Below are 20,674 nucleotides of genomic sequence, written 5' to 3' on the forward strand. Positions count from 1 at the left end.
TTCCTGGCACATTAAATGTGCCGTATTTCAAACAAAACACGTTCCGCTACATGAACATACCATATGTACAGTGCAATTTTTATCAAAAGTGAAAACAGGTTGACTTATTAATTATCATTATCGATAATGATAATAGAAAGGAGTGACTGTATGAATACAGAGATAACGCCTTTACTTGAGATTGACTGGCTGCAATGGCTTCCCCTCCTCATCCCGATTTTCTCCTTACATGTATTGTTGATCGGAATTACCCTTTTTGACTGGTCGAACCGAAAAAAACAGATTGCTTTGCCGTATGTCTGGTTATTCGTCATTTTAAGTATGCAACTGATTGGCCCGATCCTGTACCTGATCGTCGGAAGGAGGAGCATCCGTCATGATTACCATTCATAATCTCCACAAAACGTTGAATAAACGAAAAATTCTCGACGGAATTGATTTTTCGATTCAGGAAAACGAATGCATCGGCTTGCTTGGCCCCAATGGAGCAGGTAAAACAACGCTGATCAAATGCCTGATGGGAATTCTTTCATATGAATCAGGTGAGATTTCATTTCAGGATCAACCGATTGAACGTTACAAAAAACAGATCGGTTACTTATCGCAATACACGGATTTTAAACCCTGGATGACGTGCCGGGAATCTTTGCTCTTTTTCGGAAAATTATCCGGCATAAAAAAAGAGTTGCTAGAGAAGCGTATTTCACAAACATTAAAAGAAGTCGGTCTTCAGGACAAACAAGATGTTCCGGTCGAACAGTTATCAGGCGGAATGAAACAACGCCTCGGAATTGCGCAAGCCATTCTGCATGAGCCGCAATTTTTAATTTTAGACGAACCTGTCGCCTCCCTCGATCCAATCGGGCGAAATGAAATCCGGAACTTGATCGGGCGTCTGAAGCAACGGATGACGATTTTGTTGTCGACGCACATACTGCATGACATCCGGGAGATTTGTGACCGTTATATTATCATGAAAAACGGCCGGATCATCAAACACCTTTACCGGGAGGATCAAACGATTGATCTTCAACAGGTGCGCCTTCAGTTCAGGAATGCCGTATCAGTCGATCAGGTCCTGAATTGCTTTCCATCCGTCACCGTAGAAAAACTATCCCCTGTTGCCTTTCTCATCACCGGAACACATGCGTTCAATTTGAAACACGTCTTAACCGCCTGCTCTTTAAAACAGTTGGACGTGATATCCGTCGGTTTCCATGAAGTGGGACTGGAAGACACGTTTCTCGAACTGGCGGCGGATGTATGAGTCAGTTCACAGCACTTGTAAGGGTAGAACTGACAGAAGCGGCAAAGGAATATAAATACGTCTGGTTGACGATTTTTTTTGTTCTACTCGGTTTGACCCAACCGTTGATTAATCTGTATATGGACCTCATTCTGCAACAGATGGGCGGTTCGATCGGAGTCATCCTCGACCCGGACAAACCGGCTCCGACAGCAAACGAAGTATTTTTATCGACCATTTCCGGTCAATTTAATCAAATCGGACTGATTATCTTACTGATCAGCTTCATGGGACTGATTGCAACGGACCGTCAAAACGGGATGCAGGATTTTATTCTGACGCGCCAGGTTTCGATACACTGTTATGTTTCCGCCAAACTGATTGCCCATTGGTTCATCAGCATGTTCAGTCTTGGATTCGGGATTCTGACCTCCTACGGCTGTACCGTGTATTTGTTCGGCGCGTTCCCGATGACAAAATTGATTTCTTTTTCCGTTCTCTACAGTTTGTGGATTCTTTATTTGATCAGTCTGGTCATCGTCATCAGTATGTATGTAAGACATCAGGTCCTGATTGCGATCTCTGCCATCGGAATCAGCTTTCTGCTTCTGGTCCTCAAGAACCTTGATCCTGTTTTTTCTGATGGGTTCCCCTCGTCGATCCTAAACGTCGCGGAGCATCAACTGGTCAGATCGTCTGTTGTGTCATATCGAAGTATCTTTTCGTGTTTGCTGTTCACCTTTTTGAATCTCATGTGGGCTAGTAAAAAGCTCAAAAATTGACGATTTTCCATCTCCCTTTTCATGGCTACGACAACACGGCACCTGCCAAAGCGGGTGCCGTGTTTAGGATGTTCGAGACTTTCGGAAATGAAAATGGGATTTTCTGTATATCAAGAACGGTTTCTTTGCTATACTTTACTGTGTCTGGTTTTACAAATCATTCCATCTTCAGATTAAGGAATAACTACATAAGGCAGGTGAACCCGTGTGCTGTGGGTCGGAATCATGATTGGGGTTGTATGTACGCTGCTTGGACGCTTCATGTTCCAAAAAATGAAGCGGTCGTCTTCGGTCCAGCCGACGATCGCGACATTCGGAAAACATTCGAAAGATATCATGTACATTTTTGAAGTGAGACCGGTCTATCGGTTCCGTTATATCAGCCCTGCCCTCGATGAACATATCGGTGCCGGGACGGTCGAGGCGAGTTATGCCGACCCGTCGGATTGTTTCGACCGGATTCATCCGGATGATGTCGAGATTCTGATGTCGAAAATCTCCGGCAACTGCAACTATGACGAGCCATTTCCGCAACGCTGGCGGACGAACGATGGAATCTACATCTGGTTTGAGGAATACACGACACCGATTTATGAAAACGGCGAAATCGTTGCTGTCCAGGGCGTCATCCGGAATATGGATGCCGCGAGAGCACGTCAGAAGGAACTCGAGCAACTGTGCGAACGTGATTCCTTGACGGGACTGTACAACCGGCATGCGTTTGACGGGCTGGTTTCGGAGTTGCAAGACGGTCCATTGCTTCCTCTGGGTTTAATAACCCTTGACCTCAATGACTTAAAGCAAGTGAACGACCGGTTCGGACATGTGGCGGGAGACGCTCTGCTCGAACAGACGGCTCTTTGTTTAAGCCGATTCAGCCCAGACGCCTTTCGTCTCGGCGGGGATGAATTTGTCATCGTCAGTCAAAATGGGACAGAACAAACTGTGCTCGATTTAATCGCCGCCCTACGATGCGATTTCGATCGTCATGAGTTGTCGGTTTCGCTTGGTTTTGCTTACCAAACAGCGACGACAGACGTCCTGGACTTGTTACGAAAAGCCGATCAGATGATGTATCAAGAAAAGCAACGGTCGAAAACGTTGGTATGAGTCATGTGACGTCGAGCTTGGTTACAGCTGAGATGACAAAATCAGGACGGTCAAGATGAATCGCGTGACCTGCGCCTGTTGCCGTGATGAAATCAGCTTGTTTCGTTAATGTTGCCTGCCGTAAGACTAACCGGTTCCATGTCTCCTCGACCTGCCGCAGCTCGTCTTCCGGTAAGCCGTCGTTGATGCCGTTCTGGATGGAAAGCTCCGGATCCCGCCCAATCACAATCAAGGGAACGTCCGGAAACGGGCCGGTGCGGATCCGCGCCGCATCCGTTTTCCAGTGTTCCACTTCAGAATCCATCATCGCATACAGGTTTGGTTCGGTCTGAAAGTCGACCAGAGCATCCTGGACTGCTTGGGGTAATCGCTTTTGAGCCCCGGTCAGGACCGGTTGCAACAACTGTTTGAGTTGTTCTTTTGTGTTGGTCGCGTAGTCCCGGCATAACGCTTGCCAGGCGGCATCCGATGATACCGCATCGAGAACCGGCGTATCGAGCGCATCAAGTTCATGTAAATCGACGGATGTGGAATCAACCAGTATCAGGCCTTTGATGCATTCCGGGAACAGTTTCGTAAATTCCTGAGCAATCAATCCCCCGTAGGAATGACCGATCAGCAGAATTGGTTCATCAACGTTTGATCCGCTTAACAGAGTTTGCAACTGTTGGATGGCGTGACCTGTCCGGTGAATACCGTCCCCTTCTTTCCAGGAATGGCGGTGGAAACTGAGAATCCTGTAGGCGGGTCGCAGCGACTGGATGACTTCATACCATTCTTCATAGGAACAGCCCATTCCAGTTAAAATGACGACCGGTGTTCCGGCTGATTTCGTGTCGAACCATTGTTTCGGGTATGATGGAGCATTGAAATGCATGGTGGACCTCCTTTTTGTTGACAGGACTGGTAGTATAGAAAGAATTGAATTATCCTTTTTGGCGTGGTTTATTTAATTTAATATTACGGTAGTTGAAATATTTAATATGTATAGGAGTTATTTTCTGATGCCGATTCAAGCCCTCTTATTTGATCTTGATGGCACGTTGCTCAATCGCGAGATGTCTTTAGTGCGTTTTATCGCCGATCAACATCTCCGCTTGATCGCTCCGATCTCGAACTGTCCGGCTGATGTCTACCAGACCCTGTTCATCGAATGGGATCAACGTGGTCTCGTTTGGAAAGACCGCGTCTACCAGCAACTCGTCGCTCACTTTCAGCTGGATGTCTCCCCGGAAGTGCTGCTCGACGATTACTTGACCGGGTTCGCAAAACCCAGTGTCCTCTTCCCGGGAACGATTTCTTTGCTCGAGTCGTTGTCGTTGTCTTCCTCTTACCGTCTCGGTCTGATTACGAACGGGCGGAGCGATCTGCAACGGTCCGTTATCGAAGCGCACGGCTTACAGCACTTTTTTGATCCGATTTTGATTTCGGAAGAAGTTGGTCTTTCCAAGCCGGAGCCTGCGTTGTTTTTACGTCCCGAACAAGCCTTTGGACTGGAGCCGGAACAGGTTCTCTTCATCGGCGATCATCCGTTGCATGACGTCGCCGCGGCTAAAGCCGTCGGGATGCCGGCACTTCTGAAATCGACCGCTCCCGTTGAGGGCACGTTACACGACTGGTCGCAGCTTTTACCTTTCATCACACGACTCAACCAGGAAAGCAGGTTTTAACACATGAAATCAGAATATCAGATCCGCCCCTATCAGGAACAGGACTTCCCCGCGATTCAGCGCTTAAATGCGGCGGAAGGCTGGAATCAGCTCGTCCGTCTGCATGACCGGACAAAACTGGCCTGGCAACATTCCAATGCGGCGTTTGTCGTCGAACAGGCGGCTGAAGTCGTCGGGTATGTCCGCGGCATGACCGACACCCAAGTCACGTTATACATTTGCGAATTACTGATTGATGCCGAATTTCGAGGCCAGGGTCTCGCACAACAGCTGTTTGCCCGCCTGCATGAAGCGTTTCCGACGACGCGAATCGAAGTCCTCGCGTCGAGCAGTTCGGAGAGTTTTTACCGCGGTCAGGCGTTCCGCCCGTTTTACGGGTTTCGGAAATCCTTCGAATAACGGTTCATCGCATGTCTTTCCAAACGGTCTCAAAAGCCGTCCCCTTCACGTCAAAATAAGCATGGAGCGGTTCATACAACACATATCCGCCTTCCAGCAGTTGAAACCGGTTCGTGACCCCGTCCGCCATCGTCACATCGACAATCCGGACTTGTCGATTGTTCTGTACGTCAACCGGCAGTTCAGCGTCTGAAAGCGGCACGGTCGCACTGAGACCGGTCAACAGATCCATCCAGGCTGCGGAAGGAGCAAGCAGCTTGTTCTGCCCCGTTTCCCGCGTCTGTTCAGTCTGATAGCTGATTTGCTTGATGCCTTGATCGAGCCGGAGTTTTTGGAAATAGTCCGCGTGGAAGGTCGTTCCGTCCAGGATCCGGATCATTCGCTTCCCTTCTTCACGACCAATCGCAAGCAACCGGACCGTCGGAGCATAGCCGTCCAGTTCGTAAATCGTATAGTCCGTCAGGTTTGAGGCAAAGGAATCGTTTAACCGTGCCGTTTCATTTTCTTCCGTCCACGTGTTTTCGGACGTCCCTAGCTTCTGTCCGCGCAACTGTTGCGCTGCTGCTTCCGAGACCGTCGTTCCGGTCTCGGTATACATCATCCCTTGATAAACAAGTCCCGGTACCATCGAAGCGGTCGACTGTCCGCTCGGCGGATGAATCCAGGAAGCAATCCGGTCATACTGCATCAGACCGATCAGCAGGATGGCTGCCAACATCAGTTGCGGTACCCGGTGCTTCCGTCTGTTCCGGTGGATGCCCTGCTTCATCCGTTTATGGACGCTGTCCGGTACGGGAAGTTCTTCTAACGCTGACTCCAATTGCTGTTTCATCCGGACTCTCCTCCTTTTAGTTGTTGCCGTTGTAATTTTTGAATCGCCCGGTACAACGTACTTTTGACGGTACTGACCGGAATGTCGAGCAGGTCGGCGATTTCCTGAAGGGAATAGTCGGCTTGATACCGTAACGTTAAAAGCGCCCGTTCCTTAACGTCGAGTCGTTCCAGTAAATCAGCCAGGTACAGTTGATTTACGACGACGTGTTCAAATGAAACAGTATGTGGTTCGCTCAAATCCGTCATCCCGTCGGTCGTCCAGACGAGCGTTTGGTGTTTCTTGAGCTGATCGAGTGCCGTGTTGATCGTGATCCGCGTCAGCCACGTTTTAAAATACGTGATTTCCTTCAGTGACTTGCGATACTTCCAAGCCCGAAAAGCGACTTCCTGCACGTTTTCGAGTGCTTCCTGTTCCTGCTTCAAATACAGAAATGACATCCGGTAGATGTAATGTTCTTCGGCATACAACGCCGCAAGGAACGTTTCATCCGTCCAACTGCCGGCACGCTTTTTTCGGAACACGGGACTTCCCTCCTTTCTTCTCTCTTCATTAGACTGAGCATACACCGTTTTAGTTTCAAAAATCTGTAAAAAATTAAGAGAGGAGATGAATACATGAACTTTTATACCGCCAGTAGCTTTCGCAATATCAAAGACGTCCGTTTTATAAACGATCGGCTGATCCAGCAAGGGCACCAGTTGACATACGACTGGACAAGATTAGAGCGGGTCGAAACAGCGACAGAACTGAACCGAATCGGACAATTGGAACTGGACGCCGTTCAGGCAAGTGATTGTTTGATTTTGATCCTGCCTGCCGGGAAAGGCAGTCACGTCGAACTTGGGATTGCCCTCGCGAAACAGCTCCCCATATTTCTTTGCATGACGGACGTGACCGGTTGGACCGGTCCGGAAGCGAGTACGTTCTATCATGTTGGTGATGTGACAACGTGTGTCGGTGCCGTTGACGACTGGGTCCGGACAATTCTTGACGCGATGACAGAGCGGGCTGATTAGTAAAATTCATCCTGAAAAAGCATTCTGACATAAGCATTCTTTCACGCAGCTAACTAACGGTTTAGCTGCTTTTTTGTTACCGTCTGTTTCCTGTTTTCTAATTCTTATGTTCATCTTTTTGAATAGACAAAATTTTCAAATAATATTACACTTATTTTACCTTATTTTGTAAAAGGAGTGGTTCGATGGATATTTTCGTCAAAGACGTTTCGCATACGTTTAGTCAGGCAGGATTACAGAGCGATGTTCTGAAAGAGTTAAACTGTCAGTTTTCCGCGAATGACATCACAGCACTTATCGGTCCATCCGGCTCGGGCAAGTCAACGTTTTTAAGCCTGATCGGCTCACTCGACCGGCCGACAGGAGGACAGATTACATACGACGGACAGGATATTACGAAGTGGAAGAACCGGCAACTGTCGAAGTTCCGGGCGCAGGAAATCGGTTTTGTTTTCCAGCAGTTTCATCTGTTGCCGGCGTTGACGGTCAAAGAGAATCTGCTTGTCCCCCTGCTGAAACAAAAAACCGACTTCAACAAAGAAGAACGGATGGCGGAGATTTTGGAGAAAGTCGGACTGACAGCGAAACAGCACGCCTTGCCGGCGCAATTGTCCGGCGGGCAACAGCAACGGGTCGCGATCGCCAGGGCCCTGATCAATCGTCCGCGCTGGATTCTCGCCGACGAACCGACCGGTAACCTCGACTCTGTCAACGGCGAGATGATTTTCCAACTGTTGCTTGATCTTCATCAGGAAGAAGAGTGCGGGATTTTGTTCGTGACACATGACTTAGCACTGGCTGAACGGGCGGATCGGATTTTATTTATGCAGGACGGCCGGATAATTGAAGACCGACGGAAGCAGACCATTCGCAGTGTCTGAACCCATCATTTCTAAGGAGGTTTCATCATGTTACGTTTCGTATTGAATCACTGGCGCCGGCAACGGTTTAAATTCATCCTGACGCTTGTCGGTGCGCTGATCATCAGCGCCGGACTCAGTCTGATGTTCAATCTGACCGACTCCAGTCAAGGCACGGTCGAACAGACGTTACAGAAAAAATGGTCGTCTGCCTACGATATCGTCGTCCGGCCAAAAGGTAGTCAAATGTCGACCGAATCAAGTGACCTGCTGGAACCTAACTATTTAAACGGTATCAACGGCGGGATTTCTTTGGAGCAATATGAAACCATCAAACAGATCAAAGAAGTTGATATTGCAGCACCGATTGCTGTCATGGGCTATGCCAACACGTTTGTCATGTTCAAGAAAGCCATGACGTTTCCAAAGGAACCCGGTATTTACCGCTTCAAGAGAACGACTTACACCGAGACAGGGCTTGGTAAAGAACTGCAATTCGAAGACCTCATTCATATTGCTCAAGGCACAAAGATTCAGTTACCAAAAAAAGTCCCATTCTCGACCTCGCCGGTGGACAGCTTTCGGGATGTCTCTGCCGGTAATCCGGTTCTGATTGTCGCGGTCGATCCGAAAGAGGAAGCCCGACTAGTCGGGCTCGATCAAAGCGTCAGTTCCAAAAATAATTCCCGTTATTTTTCACAACTGGATCAGCATGAGTCACTTCGAGGGGCTGACGACAACATCATTCCGGTTCTTGTCAATCCACATTCCTTTAATAAAGGAACATATGAATTTACGATTGAAAAGCTGGATGCCCCGTATCAAACTGAGCAGGATCAGCAAAAGCTGGTCCAAGAACTGGTCAAAAAACAGCCGGACGGTGACCGTGTAAATTCTATCCTTCAAACGTATCCAGCCAAATTGACGCAACGCCTTGAGATGCCGTCTTCTAAAGTCGAAGAAACATATCTCAAAACATTGTCGGAAGGGACAAACCTCCAGACGTTTGTTGCAGAAGATGCTCCAGGCGCCCAGTTGCTGTATAAATCAGGTCCGCTTCAATTCAAGGAAACCAAAAGTCCATATCCGACGCGCTGGAAGAGTGCTTTTGAAGTCAGCACCTCTGCGATTCATTTAAAGAACTGGTACTTTCCGAAGTCGACGCATCCTTCAAAAGGATATCGGTCACTTGTCTCGACCGGAAAAAAAGTTAAAAATCCGAGCGAGATGGAAATTCCGTTTAAGTATCCTTACCTCACCTTTAAAGTCGTTGGTCTCTATGATCCGAACAAAATTAAAGTCTCAAAAGATCCGCTTAATGAACTGCCGATGGAAACCTATCGACCGTCATCCGCTGATCTGGTCCTCGATGCGAAAGGTGAGCCGGTTAATCCGTCCAAATCAATCGACACGTCCGGTAATCCGGTTGGTTTATTGACGAACTCGCCAAACATTCTGACGACGCTGGACAGTGCGTTTGCCGTCAATGGAAAACAAGCCATCTCGTCGATTCGCCTCAAAGTCAAGGGCGCAACGACCGTCAGTGAAGAGTCGGAACAACTCCTTCAAGACGTCAAGACACAAATCGAACAGGAAACCGGACTGATCGCCACGATTACCAAGGGTTCGTCCCCGCAACCGGTCGTGACGAAAGTCGTCGATAACGGCAAAACACTCGGTTGGATCGAACAGCCGTGGGTTCACATCGGTGCCGCAATGACGATCTTCCGCGAGACGAGTGTCGGCTTTTCCGGTGTCATCTTCGCAATGCTCGCTGTTGCCATCGTGTATGTCCTTGCGACGAGTTACGTCTCGATGCTCGCCCGGCGAAAAGAATTCGCTGTGCTGCTGGCACTCGGCTGGCGGATAAAAGACTTGTACCGGATCGTTTTAATTGAAGCTGCCCTGCTTGCCGGCTTTGTCTCTGTCGTTGCGCTGATCGTCGAAAGCATTTTCTCGTATGTCCGAAGTGAGGCGATAAACGGGTGGAGTTTACTTTGGATTACCCTGTTCAGTCTCGTGATTTACTTTGCCGGTGCCGTCTGGTCTGCCTTTACGATCCGGAAAATCTCGCCGTACGAAGCGATCAAGACGGGTGAATATGCCTCCTCGTCCCACGTTAAACTCGGTCTCCGTTCGACCTGGACACTCGCGCTGAAAGAGATCTTCGGAAAATGGAAACGTAATGCCCTGTCGATTTTATCGATTGCCTTGCCGACCGCCCTATTGACGTTCTTCCTGTTCGTGACGTTCCACCTGCAAGGTGTCCTCTATACATCATGGCTCGGTCAGTTCGTTGCCTTACAGGTCGGTCCGATGCATTACGTGACGATGGGGGTTGCGATTACGATTGCGATCCTGACGACCGGGGAAATCATGTGGCAGAACGTCACTGACCGCCGGGCGTCGCTCGCCATCCTCAAAGCCGTCGGTTGGACGAACGGTTCCGTCCGTCAGTTGATTGTCTTGGAAGGGATGCTGATTGGATTTGTTGCCGGAATCGTCGGCCTGAGCATCTCCTATATCACGATTTATGTCTTGTATGACTTAGTTCCCTGGGACGAACCATTGTTGATTGGGGTCTCGCTGCTTCTGCCGGTGTTGTTCGGGACAATCGCTTCGCTCCTGCCGGCGCAAATCGCGGCACGCGTCAATCCGTATCAGGAGTTGAAAGATGCCGGGTGACTTTAATCATTAATCCGCCTGAGGATGGACTCGCTGTACGGAAAGGCATGCTACACTGGGTTCACATCAATTCCGTATAGAGAGGATGTTCGATATGGGAAATTGGCAATCGTGGCTTGAACTGTACAGCTACTGGGGTGTCCTGCTCGCTTTACTGGCCCATTTCATTCCGACTGAACTGATTATGGGCTATGCCGGCTATTTGGTTGCCTCCAATCAGATGTCGTTTCTCCTGATGTTCGGAGCCGGTTTAGTCGGGTTTTATGTTTCCCAATCCATTCTGTATGTGCTCGCCTATTACGGCGGTGAACCGGTCCTGTCCTTCTTAACGCGGTTGCTTCATGTCAATCCGGTACGGATGCAGCTTGTCGAAGCGAACCTTCGGACGTACGGCGGCTGGTATCTGTTGCTATCGCCGATTTGGAAGACTTTATTCGGTCTGCTGGCTGGGACGTTACGGATTCGTTTTTCAACGTTCACCCTCTCGACGTTACTTTCCTTCACCATCTGGTCGTTGTTTTTCCTGACGAGCGGTTATCTGTTACAGGAGCGCTGGACGCTTGTCGCGACGTTTGCAACACGTCACCTCAGCTGGATCATCATCGGCAGCATCGTCCTCTTTTTACTCGTGCGAACGGTCATCAAAAGACGGAAGCTGAAAAAAGATCGAGTGGAAGATTGACTTGATTCACAAATTCCCGAAAATAATTTTTAAAAAATATTGATACACTTAGCTAAATTCGATTGTCAGAGGAGGCCGGTTGATGTTAGGTGGAATTCCGCTTCACCCGTTACTTGTGCATATGCCGATTGGTCTTTTGCTATTTGCGACCCTGCTGCTTCTCGGCAGCTTAAAGTGGACAAAATTGAAACTTTTTTCGCTGATTACGTTAGTCGCCGGGTTACTGTCCGGTATAGCCGCTTACTTAACGGGAGACGGCGCAGAGGAATTTGCGGAAAGTCAGTTGAACGTGGCACGTGATGCCATTCATACGCATGAAGACTTCGCCTTGTACAGTCTGTTGACGTTTGGTTTATCGCTCGTCCTGCTCCTGCTGCACTATCGTTCAAAAAAACAACCGTTGCTGATTGCAAGTCTCGTCGTCGCGATCATCGGCAGTGGTCTTCTCGCCTATGCCGGCCATCTCGGCGGACAGATGGTTTACGTGAAATAAGTCAAGCCAAGCGCTCTTTTTCTCGATGTGAGAACAAGATCAGCTTGGCTTTTTGAATACCCAATAATTTTGTCCGATGAAATTCAGAGCGGTATACAGGATCATTCCGACGAGGATCGCTCCCGTTCCGCCAAATGACGGAAGGAAGAAATCGATTACATACAAACTGAGACGATAGGCAATCAGGTAGCTCAGGAGGACGACGAGCAAAAAACGCAGCCAGTCGGTTTTTAAGCTGGTCGTCGCAGAAAATGTAAATCGGCGGTTCAGCAGATAACTGACTATGATTCCGCATCCGTTTCCGAGTGCCGTCGCGACCCAGTATCCTGTTTGAAAACCGTGGTACAGCAAAAGCGTCACACCGAGTCCGATCAGCGTGTTGACGAGACCGACCAATAAGAACCGCAGGATTTTACCGGTCATTTTAACGTCTCCTCGACCGTGTAGGAGGGGCGCCTTTTCACTTCACTGAAAATTTTACCGACATATTCGCCGATCAATCCGATTCCGAACAGCTGTATGCCGCCGATGAACCAGATTGACAGCATCAAGGACGCCCAGCCGCTCATCGTCTCCCCTTCCGCAAACCGGTACAGCGTGTATCCGACAAAACCGACGGACACGAGGACCATGAATAACGATAGAAAAAATAACAATTTGATCGGTCGGACGCTAAAGGAAGTCACTCCGTCCCAGGCGAGCGCCAACATTTTCCGGAGCGGATATTTTGATTCACCGGCCAAACGTTCCGTCCGGGCATACGGCACTTCCTCCGTCCGAAAACCGAGTGTCGGGACAAGTCCGCGCAGATACAGATTCCGTTCCGGATAACTGGCCAATGTGGCAACTGCCCGCCGGCTCATCAACCGGTAATCGGCATGGTTATAAACCGTTTCGACTCCGAGCATTTTTTCAAGGCGGTAAAACCACTGAGCGGATGTCCGTTTGAACCAGCTGTCACTTGTCCGGTCCGTCCGCACCCCATAGACGATATCCGCCCCGTCCTGAAATCTTTTTAAAAATGTTTCGATGATCCCGAGATCATCCTGCAAATCGGCATCGACCGAGACGAGACAGTCAGCTCCCACATAGGCTTCCATCAATCCGGCGTGAAGGGCATGCTGATGCCCGACATTATGCGCCAGTTTGATTCCCTGAAACCGCTGATCCAACTGATGAATCCGTTCGATTTGCCGCCACGTATCATCCTGACTGCCGTCATCGATGAAGAAGACAAATGATTGTTCGGACAGTTGACCGTTCGAAATCCATTCCGACAATCGTTCCTGCAGTGCTTCGATCGTCAAAGGCAGCACTTCCGACTCGTTGTAACAGGGAATGACGATACCGAGAACCGGTGCTTCAGACATGGAATAACCTCCTTAAGGCGCGACACGGTACAAGTAAATGATCCAGGCTGATTGCTTGTCACGAAACATTTTCTCGAATTCCAGACCAATCGATGGGGCATTTTCAATCGGGACAGCCGATAAGAGATAGGCACCGCCCATCTGTTTCAGCTGCCGGACATTGATGTCCAGGTGACGAACGGGCTGTTGATTCGTCTTCGTATAGTCATAGTTTTTTCCCAGTTCCGCGGAATAGATATAGACCCGATTTCCCCAGTCGTCAAAATAGTGCTTCAGCTCGGGACTTTTATTCAGCTCCCCTTTAATGATCGTTCTGAATTTCTGTTTATAGGTCAGCGGGTAAAAGTTGACGTATCCGTCCAGTGTCCGAAAGTCGTTATACTGTGCGATTGCCGGGTGCAAGCCAAACGAAACGACCTGATAAGTGTCGATCGGCTTTCCGATGTACGACTGAATCTGCGCAAACTGTCTGACCGCATAAAATTCACTGAAACTCGGCTGGTTCCGGTAAATGATTTCCGGATTCCAAATCAACAGGACGACTGCCTGTAACAGGACTGCGACGAGAACCAAACGTTGACGGGAACGCCGCCATAACCAATCCATTGCCAATGCGAACAGGATATACCACAGCATTGGTTCTATAAAATGAAAGCGGGCAAAATTAAACGTCTGCATGACGTGAATCCGTTCTTTCAATGGTTGCCATCCCGTATAAAACCAACAAGCGTACCACAACGATAATCCGACCAGTAACATCAGACCTTGTTTCAACCAACGGGCGGTGGAATCTTTCCGGTAAACAGCGACGACGAACACGCCAAGGATCAGGAACAGTAAGATCGGTGTCTGGGCGGCTTCGGCATGCGTATGACCCAACACAAATTGTTTGAAAAACAAGCGGATTGTCCGCCAGAATCCGTTATGACCGATATCAAATTGGTCACGGCTTGTCACGTCACTTTCCCATAACATCGAATAGACCAACCGGTATTCAATCAGAAGGTAGAGCAGGACCTGTGCTGCATATGCCGACCAAAATAAAGCGTGGAACGATTTGTGACGCCATTCCCTGTACAAACCGAACAGGACTAATAAAGCCAAGAAAAATACGATCCCGAGAACGAAGCTCGAGTAAAACGGGACAAGCACCAGTGTGACGATACTCGGTCCGATCCGTCTTTTCTGCCACAGGTTTAAGTAAGCCCATAACAATAGCGGCATCCCAAGCGTACTGAGCATCCCGGACGGCCAAACCGGTGTCCAGGCGAACAAAACCGACACAAGCACGATGACGTGGCGCGGTAGTTGAAGCTTCAGTTGATCCCGTAACAGAAAATATAAGCCTAGGAAGGCAAAGATTCGGATTAAGGTCTGACTGATGACATAGGCCGTGTAAGGGGTGAACCATTCATACAGCCACACGATCCCTGTCCATTCACTGACGAAGGCATTTCGTGAGACATTCCCTCCGACCAGATTCGGCACAGTGTCCTGTAAGCCGGCATGAACGCTTCCTGACTCGACTAAATTTTTATACCAGACGACATTGGAATCCAAATTGTCATGGATTCGAATGTGTGCCTGTTCACCGAACCAGATGAGCGGCAACAAATAGCAGAGGACCAAGACCAGTCCTGCGCCAACCCCAACCAGCTCCTGTCGCTTCATGTAACATACTCCCCTCTATAAGTTTGGCTCCTATGATTTCTTCTGCTTCGCCGAGTCTTTGCTGGCATGAAATTCTTTTAACGCCCGGTTAAAGTTAACGATCAGGGCACTGATGACACCGATTCCGAGCAGGACATACCCCATCGTAAAAATCTTGCCGATCGGCGTGACGGGATGAATATCGCCATAGCCGACCGTCGTCAGCGTCATGACGGAAAAATACAATGCATCGAGATAACTCAATTCCTCCGCGCCGTGGTAAAAAAACATCCCGACTGCAAGGAGAAAAGCGACAGAGAACATGACGGCTTTTTGCTCGTCTTGCCGAAACAGAATACGTAACACGTGGTACATGTTGCGCATCAAGATGAAAAACGGAATCATCCTCACTGCCCCCTTCACAGGTAAACACGACCGTCCGCTGTTTTGCTTATCTGTTAGACAAATACCCGAAAAAAGGGAGAACGATTCTTCCGTCTTCTCCCTGCCTGCTATGGTAAAATCGTTTACATCAACTGCGCCTTATGCGCTAAGGAGGTTACCCCTTGCGGATTCAGATCATTGGTGGTTCCGGCACCGGCAAAAGTACGCTCGGAGAATGGATGGCACGTCACGAAAACATTCACTGGATCGACACGGATCATTACCTGTGGAAGGACCGCACCTTTACCGAAAAACGTTCGATTGCAGAGCGGTATGCGTTATACAGATCGGATATCGAACAACATCGGCACTACATTGTATCCGGCTCCGTGTTCTCATGGAATCCCGACGGTTTTGCCGACCGGGAATTGCTTGTTTTTTTACGTTTAGATGAAAACACACGGATGAACCGCTTAATCAAGCGGGAACAAGAACGCTATCCCGATTTCAACGAATCCAATGAATTTCTCGATTGGTGCCGGACGTATTTGACGGCGACTGATCCGGAGATGATCGGGACGTTCGCTGAGCACCGTCTCCAAATGGAACAATCCGCATCTCCCGTCATTCAAATCGATGCCACGTTGTCGACAGACGCCATGTACAAACAAATCAAATCCGCCTATCAGAAACTATTGATCTGAGCTTATCGGACGGCATCGTAAATCTGTAGACCTATCCATATGGTCAGCCCACACCAAAGCAACAGGATCAACGCGCCGACAAGCCAATTTTTCGGTTTATCCGTTCCGAGCCGTTGCTCTGCCTTGACGGTACAGTCGTCGATGACTTCCTGCGGTAACATCCTTAACGCAAGCAGGATGCCTAATGGGACAAGAATGATGTCGTCTAGATAACCTAATACCGGGATGAAATCCGGGATCAAGTCAATCGGACTGAACGCATACGCGACGACAGAGGCCGTAAATAATTTGGTATACCAGGCGACCCGTTCGTCCTGATAGGCAAAATACAGAATGAAAATCTGCTTTTTTAATTTTTTCGCGGTATCCTTCAATTTTTCCAACATGATGATTCTCCATTCTTCGTCCATTTGAACCGGTGGTAACCCGTTCGATATTTCCGGTTCACCGGAACCAGTCGGCTCCCTCGCGTTTGAGAAAATCGAGTTCTTGTTCGTAATGCGTGACATGCCCCTCTTCGATCATTCGTTGGAAGGCCTCGTCGCCTTCCGCTGCTTTCCGATGAATGATTTTAATCAATGCCTCCACACGAAGTAAAACCGTCTCATATAACATGCTCGTCAGTTCCGGTGTCCCGTACGCGGACAAAAACAGCTCAATTCGTCGTCCAATCCGCTCCTGGTCTTCGACTGAATCATAAAGCTTCGGTTCACCGTAATCCGTCATCTGATGCCGACTTAACGGTACAAACGTGTACATCGTATAAGCGATATCCCAAATCCGTGGTCCCGGGGCAGCGACGTCGAAATCGATGATCCCGACCGGACGCTCGTTTTGGAAGATGACATTATAGACGGCGAAGTCATTATGACAGATGAGTTCAAGCGGTTCCGGTGTTCCATCGAGCGGCTGCCAATCGGTTGGGATCGGAAAATCCGCGACTGCCTCGTGATAGGCCCGCAACAATCGTGCTGTTTCTTCCAAAACGCTGTTTGATCGCATATACGGCTGAAGTGGATAATTCCCGGCCTCGCCTTCGATGAAGGACAGAATTTCGCGCCCCTGTGGATCCATTCCTAAAAAACGCGGGCTTCCTTCAAAACCGTTCTTCTCAAGATGTTGCAGTAACCGGTGGACTCGAAGACTCTCCAATTTTTGTTCCCGTCTGACCGTATCCCCGATCCGTGAGACGTCGGAGACATTCCCGCCCGTCAATGGTTCTTCCTGTTCCGATTGTTTCATATTTTATCTTCCCCTTTTGACTGATTGAATACCGGAACAAGAATCGCCGCTCCGGCTAAACTGATGATGAGATCGCGCCATGAGACTAATTCGATATCAAAATGAAGGATCGATACCACTCCGTTCGTGACAATCAGTAAGAGGACGTACAATGTCAGACTGAGCGGCACCATCCGTTTAACGAACCGCGGCACACGTAACCACAGCCGTAACAATCGTTCTCCGGTCTTGTTCATCTCATTCACCCCAAACTCCAGTTTTTCCCTGTTCCTGTTTAGCTTATCATGTCCGAATGAATCACTCAAAGTGTTCTCCCGCTGGATCAACTGGTAGACTAAAAGCAGAAGAACCAGGAAATGGAGAGGATTTTCATGAAAGCGATGACGATTTCAAAATACGGCCAAGTCCCGCTCGAACAAACTGAACAGCCCCGCCCGGACGTCCGCCCGCATGACGTTCTTGTCGAAATTCACGCAGCGAGCATCAATCCGGTTGATTTTAAGATTCGGGATGGAAACGTCAAGCTGTTGATCCCGTATCAGTTCCCACTGATTCTCGGTAATGACTTCGCCGGCATCATTGTTGAAGTGGGTCATGCCGTAAAACAGTTTCAAGTCGGTGATGCTGTCTACGGACGGGCTGAGAAAAACCGGATCGGCACCTTTGCCGAATACATCGCAATTGATGAACAGATGCTTGCCTTAAAACCGGCTTCGCTCTCCTTTGAGGAAGCGGCCTCCATCCCGCTCGTCGGCTTGACGTCCTATCAGGCATTACACGACGTCTTGCAAGCGACACCGGGACAAAAGATTTTAATCCAGGCGGGTGCCGGCGGCGTCGGAACTTTTGCTATCCAACTGGCGAAAGCGATGGGCTTGTATGTCGCAACGACGGCAAGCCCCGCCGGACATGACCTCGTCGCGTCACTTGGCGCTGATGAAATCATCGATTACCGGACCGAAGCGTTTGACGAAATCCTGCATGATTATGACGGCGTCTATGATACGATCGGCGGTGAGACACTCCGGCGGTCGTTTAAAATCGTCCGGCCGGGTGGACACATCGTCTCGATTTCCGGTTTGCCGAACGGACGGTTCGGTAAGTCCTACCGGTCCGGTTTCTTGAAGACCAACCTGTTCCGTCTGCTCACCCTTCGCGAGACATTGCTCGAACGAAAACATCGTGTTAGATACACATTTTTGTTCATGCGACCGAGCGGCCGGCAACTGGAACACATCACCGAATGGATCGAGACCGGACAAATCAAACCGGTCATCGACCGCATTTATCCGTTTGAAGAGGCACAGGCGGCGCTCGAGTACTCGGAGTCAGGCCACGCCAAAGGAAAAGTCATTTTAAAGATCAAGTAAGAGACGAAAAACGGTCCAGCAGTCACCCGACGACGGGGGGGTTGCTGGACCGCTTTTTATTGATGATTTATTTAAATTTATTCATCGAATTAAACAATAAATAATATAATATGTTAAATATAGGATAATTAATTTGGATATGGGAAGGAAGAAATCAATGGATGACCGTACCGGCACTCCGTACAAGTATTATTTCTGGAAACGATTTTTTCTGCTGTTTATTCCGCTGTTTTTGATTGGTGCGTTACCTGACCCTTTCATTATGGGTAATCCGTTCGCCAGTCTTGAGGATTATGGCGAGTTTGCTTTCGCCATCTGTTTCTATTTGCTCACCTTGTCCGGCATTTCTGCTTTTTTGGTCTCGATACGTTGGCGAATGAAACACAACCGCCGTTGAATTCGATTCCCACACTTCACTTTAAAGGAGACTACATACTATGTCCCGGAAGACTTTCTTTACGGCGGCGTTGACGTTGACGCTTGTCGTCACGGCAGGATGCACCGATTCGACTGCAACGAAGCAACACTCGAAAGTTCCGGCAGATACGCAGGCTCAAGCTGCGCCAACCCTTAAACCCGTCACTGCTCCGTTGTCCGACTATAGAAAATACGTGCCGCTGAAGCGACAATCAGAAACGGTTACGCTTGGAAACCATCAGACATACAATCTGGCCCCGTTCTTTACCGGACAAACCGTTGTCATTGCGCCGGACTACCTGTATCAGCAATCGATCTACTATACGCACGTTAAACAAACGAGTGATACAACCATTAACAGTTACATTTACCGCTACAGCCAAGGGTCGAACGATAACCAAGTGCTGCATACGGTCAACCGGACGATCGGTATGATGACCGGAGTGTCGCATTACCTGTTTTGGGTCGAATACAATCAAACCAAGTCCGGACAAAAATGGGCGATTCGCTTAATGGACTTGAAGACGGGAAAAATCAATACGCTTGATCAAGGCATCAGCCGTTATGACACGGCGATTCCTTATCTGGATGCGTCCTCAAAACGGGTATTCTGGATGACGCATGAAGCGACACCGACCCGAACGAAAACAATCCTCAAGTCGTTTGATATCGGTGAGGATGCAATCATCATTCATCAGGATTACATTTTGAAGGAAGGTAAAAAGCGGGACGGTCTGTATCCATTTGACTTCCGCCGGAGCGATGCCGGACTGATTTTGCATACAAGCACGTTTAAGAACGGTCACAAAACACCGACGCTCGAGACGTTTGACGGTACGTTTAAACGACGGATGAACGGACTGATTGATTTTGAACACAACAAAAAGTACGTTGCGATCGGCGATGAAGGCACTGCCCTCTTCATGCCTAAGAAAGGACAACAACCGGGGTACCAGTTCAAACCGTCGGACAACCGGTTGACGGTTGATGCATTCCGCTTTTTATCGGCTGATCGGGTCATTTTCCGGGAGAGTATGACGCGACTCTGGTACGCCGATCTTGCACATGGAACCGTCGCTCCTTTGACGGATATGGTGGATACGACATCCAAGCCGATTTATATAAACGGAAAATTGGCGTACGCTGTATCAGACGGAGCACAGATTGAATTCCATGTCATCGATTTGAAAAAATAATTGCATCCAGACCATTCTGTTCATCTGAACAGGATGGTCTGCTGTTTGTCCGGGTATCGAACCCGAGCAATTCGATATGCTATAATTTTGGTAATAATTAGTTCCGAGGAGGGAGTATAATGACGAAACACCGTTTGTACACGACAGCGTTTTCGAGTGTCTATCCGCATTACGTGACAAAAGCGGAACGCAAGGGTCGGACGAAACAGGAAGTCGATACGATCATTTGCTGGCTGACCGGTTACTCGGAACAACAACTTGCAACGCTGACAGCAGATAAGACGACATTCGAAGCCTTTTTTGCGGATGCCCCACAGATGCAGGAACGGCGATTGTTAATCAAAGGTGTCGTCTGCGGCGTCCGCGTCGAAAACGTCGAGGAGCCGTTGATGCGGGAAATCCGCTATCTTGACAAGCTGATTGATGAACTGGCAAAAGGGAAAGCTCTTGATAAAATCCTGCGGTAGAAAACAAGCAAGACAACCAGTATGCTGATAATGATTGCATCATGTCTCGCCATCGCGACACTAGTGATGAGCGTTTTGGATGGATCACTCAGTAAA

26 protein-coding genes are annotated in these 20,674 nt (G+C 48.9%); 16 read left to right on the plus strand and 10 right to left on the minus strand.

Annotated features, from left to right (window positions below; all coding sequences use genetic code 11):
- The first annotated feature begins 150 nt into the window (after nt 1-150).
- The 4 genes from N7U64_RS03840 (at nt 151) to N7U64_RS03855 (ending at nt 3,138) form a co-directional block, all read left to right on the plus strand.
- Complete coding sequence (locus N7U64_RS03840; protein WP_012370427.1) at nt 151-393, plus strand: PLDc N-terminal domain-containing protein; 243 nt, start codon at nt 151-153, stop codon at nt 391-393.
- A complete protein-coding gene (locus N7U64_RS03845) occupies nt 377-1,267 on the plus strand; it encodes an ABC transporter ATP-binding protein (protein WP_318928567.1) in 891 nt (296 codons plus the stop codon). The genes N7U64_RS03840 and N7U64_RS03845 overlap by 17 nt, the downstream gene beginning before the upstream one ends.
- Complete coding sequence (locus tag N7U64_RS03850) at nt 1,264-2,028, plus strand: ABC transporter permease (protein WP_214764770.1); 765 nt, start codon at nt 1,264-1,266, stop codon at nt 2,026-2,028. Before N7U64_RS03845 ends, N7U64_RS03850 begins: the two co-directional genes overlap by 4 nt.
- 207 nt (nt 2,029-2,235) lie before the next feature.
- Nucleotides 2,236-3,138, plus strand: a complete 903-nt coding sequence (locus tag N7U64_RS03855) for a sensor domain-containing diguanylate cyclase (RefSeq protein WP_214764771.1) — start codon at nt 2,236-2,238, stop codon at nt 3,136-3,138.
- A 1-nt stretch (nt 3,139) separates the two neighbouring features.
- On the opposite strand, the gene N7U64_RS03860 is transcribed toward N7U64_RS03855, so the two are convergent.
- Entirely contained in the window at nt 3,140-4,015 is an 876-nt protein-coding gene (locus N7U64_RS03860; RefSeq protein ID WP_318928568.1) for an alpha/beta hydrolase, read from the minus strand.
- Nucleotides 4,016-4,142: 127 nt separating this feature from the next.
- On the opposite strand from N7U64_RS03860, the gene N7U64_RS03865 reads away from it, so the two are divergent.
- Together N7U64_RS03865 and N7U64_RS03870 are read left to right on the plus strand one after the other, a co-directional pair.
- Complete coding sequence (locus N7U64_RS03865) at nt 4,143-4,808, plus strand: HAD family hydrolase (RefSeq protein WP_318928569.1); 666 nt, start codon at nt 4,143-4,145, stop codon at nt 4,806-4,808.
- Between the two features lie 3 nt (nt 4,809-4,811).
- On the plus strand, nt 4,812-5,207 hold the full coding sequence (locus N7U64_RS03870; RefSeq protein ID WP_214764774.1) for a GNAT family N-acetyltransferase: 396 nt from the start codon (nt 4,812-4,814) through the stop codon (nt 5,205-5,207).
- A 4-nt stretch (nt 5,208-5,211) separates the two neighbouring features.
- Here the strand turns inward: N7U64_RS03870 and N7U64_RS03875 are convergent, their stop codons facing one another.
- Together N7U64_RS03875 and N7U64_RS03880 are read right to left on the minus strand one after the other, a co-directional pair.
- Nucleotides 5,212-6,039, minus strand: coding sequence for a hypothetical protein (locus N7U64_RS03875; protein ID WP_318928570.1), 828 nt, complete (start codon nt 6,037-6,039; stop codon nt 5,212-5,214).
- The gene (locus N7U64_RS03880; RefSeq protein WP_214764776.1) at nt 6,036-6,563 is read right to left on the minus strand and encodes an RNA polymerase sigma factor; all 528 of its coding nucleotides are present in this window, start codon (nt 6,561-6,563) and stop codon (nt 6,036-6,038) included. The genes N7U64_RS03875 and N7U64_RS03880 overlap by 4 nt, the downstream gene beginning before the upstream one ends.
- Nucleotides 6,564-6,656: 93 nt before the next feature.
- On the opposite strand from N7U64_RS03880, the gene N7U64_RS03885 reads away from it, so the two are divergent.
- From N7U64_RS03885 to N7U64_RS03905, 5 genes are all read left to right on the plus strand, one after another.
- On the plus strand, nt 6,657-7,058 hold the full coding sequence (locus N7U64_RS03885) for a group-specific protein (protein ID WP_318928571.1): 402 nt from the start codon (nt 6,657-6,659) through the stop codon (nt 7,056-7,058).
- A 185-nt stretch (nt 7,059-7,243) separates the two neighbouring features.
- Entirely contained in the window at nt 7,244-7,939 is a 696-nt protein-coding gene (locus tag N7U64_RS03890) for an ABC transporter ATP-binding protein (protein ID WP_318928572.1), read from the plus strand.
- Nucleotides 7,940-7,966: 27 nt separating this feature from the next.
- On the plus strand, nt 7,967-10,603 hold the full coding sequence (locus N7U64_RS03895; RefSeq protein ID WP_318928573.1) for an ABC transporter permease: 2,637 nt from the start codon (nt 7,967-7,969) through the stop codon (nt 10,601-10,603).
- 94 nt (nt 10,604-10,697) lie between these two features.
- Nucleotides 10,698-11,285 (plus strand): DedA family protein, encoded by a 588-nt coding sequence (locus N7U64_RS03900; protein ID WP_318928574.1) that lies wholly within the window; start codon nt 10,698-10,700, stop codon nt 11,283-11,285.
- Nucleotides 11,286-11,367: 82 nt separating this feature from the next.
- The gene (locus tag N7U64_RS03905) at nt 11,368-11,778 is read left to right on the plus strand and encodes a DUF2231 domain-containing protein (protein ID WP_318928575.1); all 411 of its coding nucleotides are present in this window, start codon (nt 11,368-11,370) and stop codon (nt 11,776-11,778) included.
- Between the two features lie 39 nt (nt 11,779-11,817).
- On the opposite strand, the gene N7U64_RS03910 is transcribed toward N7U64_RS03905, so the two are convergent.
- The 4 genes from N7U64_RS03910 to N7U64_RS03925 are packed head-to-tail and all read right to left on the minus strand — an operon-like array spanning nt 11,818 to nt 15,203.
- Nucleotides 11,818-12,201 (minus strand): GtrA family protein, encoded by a 384-nt coding sequence (locus N7U64_RS03910; protein WP_318928576.1) that lies wholly within the window; start codon nt 12,199-12,201, stop codon nt 11,818-11,820.
- Nucleotides 12,198-13,148 carry a glycosyltransferase family 2 protein gene (locus N7U64_RS03915; protein ID WP_318928577.1) on the minus strand — a complete coding sequence of 317 codons (951 nt, stop codon included), beginning with the start codon at nt 13,146-13,148 and terminating at the stop codon, nt 12,198-12,200. The genes N7U64_RS03910 and N7U64_RS03915 overlap by 4 nt, the downstream gene beginning before the upstream one ends.
- A 12-nt stretch (nt 13,149-13,160) precedes the next feature.
- On the minus strand, nt 13,161-14,819 hold the full coding sequence (locus N7U64_RS03920; protein ID WP_318928578.1) for a DUF6044 family protein: 1,659 nt from the start codon (nt 14,817-14,819) through the stop codon (nt 13,161-13,163).
- A gap of 30 nt (nt 14,820-14,849) precedes the next feature.
- A complete protein-coding gene (locus N7U64_RS03925; protein WP_131503790.1) occupies nt 14,850-15,203 on the minus strand; it encodes a potassium channel family protein in 354 nt (117 codons plus the stop codon).
- Between the two features lie 161 nt (nt 15,204-15,364).
- On the opposite strand from N7U64_RS03925, the gene N7U64_RS03930 reads away from it, so the two are divergent.
- Nucleotides 15,365-15,886 (plus strand): AAA family ATPase, encoded by a 522-nt coding sequence (locus tag N7U64_RS03930; RefSeq protein WP_131503791.1) that lies wholly within the window; start codon nt 15,365-15,367, stop codon nt 15,884-15,886.
- Between the two features lie 2 nt (nt 15,887-15,888).
- On the opposite strand, the gene N7U64_RS03935 is transcribed toward N7U64_RS03930, so the two are convergent.
- Genes N7U64_RS03935 through N7U64_RS03945 form a run of 3 tightly spaced genes read right to left on the minus strand, consistent with a single transcriptional unit; the run spans nt 15,889 to nt 17,364 of the window.
- Nucleotides 15,889-16,272 (minus strand): YkvA family protein, encoded by a 384-nt coding sequence (locus tag N7U64_RS03935; protein ID WP_131503839.1) that lies wholly within the window; start codon nt 16,270-16,272, stop codon nt 15,889-15,891.
- A 58-nt stretch (nt 16,273-16,330) separates the two neighbouring features.
- The gene (locus N7U64_RS03940) at nt 16,331-17,128 is read right to left on the minus strand and encodes a phosphotransferase (protein ID WP_318928579.1); all 798 of its coding nucleotides are present in this window, start codon (nt 17,126-17,128) and stop codon (nt 16,331-16,333) included.
- On the minus strand, nt 17,125-17,364 hold the full coding sequence (locus N7U64_RS03945) for a hypothetical protein (protein WP_318928580.1): 240 nt from the start codon (nt 17,362-17,364) through the stop codon (nt 17,125-17,127). The genes N7U64_RS03940 and N7U64_RS03945 overlap by 4 nt, the downstream gene beginning before the upstream one ends.
- Before the next feature lie 135 nt (nt 17,365-17,499).
- Between N7U64_RS03945 and N7U64_RS03950 the strand changes: the two genes are divergently transcribed.
- The 4 genes from N7U64_RS03950 (at nt 17,500) to N7U64_RS03965 (ending at nt 20,578) form a co-directional block, all read left to right on the plus strand.
- The gene (locus N7U64_RS03950; protein WP_318928581.1) at nt 17,500-18,498 is read left to right on the plus strand and encodes an NADP-dependent oxidoreductase; all 999 of its coding nucleotides are present in this window, start codon (nt 17,500-17,502) and stop codon (nt 18,496-18,498) included.
- A 157-nt stretch (nt 18,499-18,655) separates the two neighbouring features.
- Nucleotides 18,656-18,895: a hypothetical protein gene (locus N7U64_RS03955; protein WP_318928582.1), complete on the plus strand. Its 240-nt coding sequence runs from the start codon at nt 18,656-18,658 to the stop codon at nt 18,893-18,895.
- A 40-nt stretch (nt 18,896-18,935) separates the two neighbouring features.
- A complete protein-coding gene (locus N7U64_RS03960; RefSeq protein ID WP_318928583.1) occupies nt 18,936-20,111 on the plus strand; it encodes a hypothetical protein in 1,176 nt (391 codons plus the stop codon).
- 119 nt (nt 20,112-20,230) lie between these two features.
- Nucleotides 20,231-20,578: a DUF2200 domain-containing protein gene (locus tag N7U64_RS03965; RefSeq protein ID WP_318928584.1), complete on the plus strand. Its 348-nt coding sequence runs from the start codon at nt 20,231-20,233 to the stop codon at nt 20,576-20,578.
- Nucleotides 20,579-20,674 lie beyond the last annotated feature (96 nt).

The organism is Exiguobacterium sp. K1, from assembly GCF_033721435.1.
GTDB lineage: Bacteria > Bacillota > Bacilli > Exiguobacteriales > Exiguobacteriaceae > Exiguobacterium_A > Exiguobacterium_A artemiae.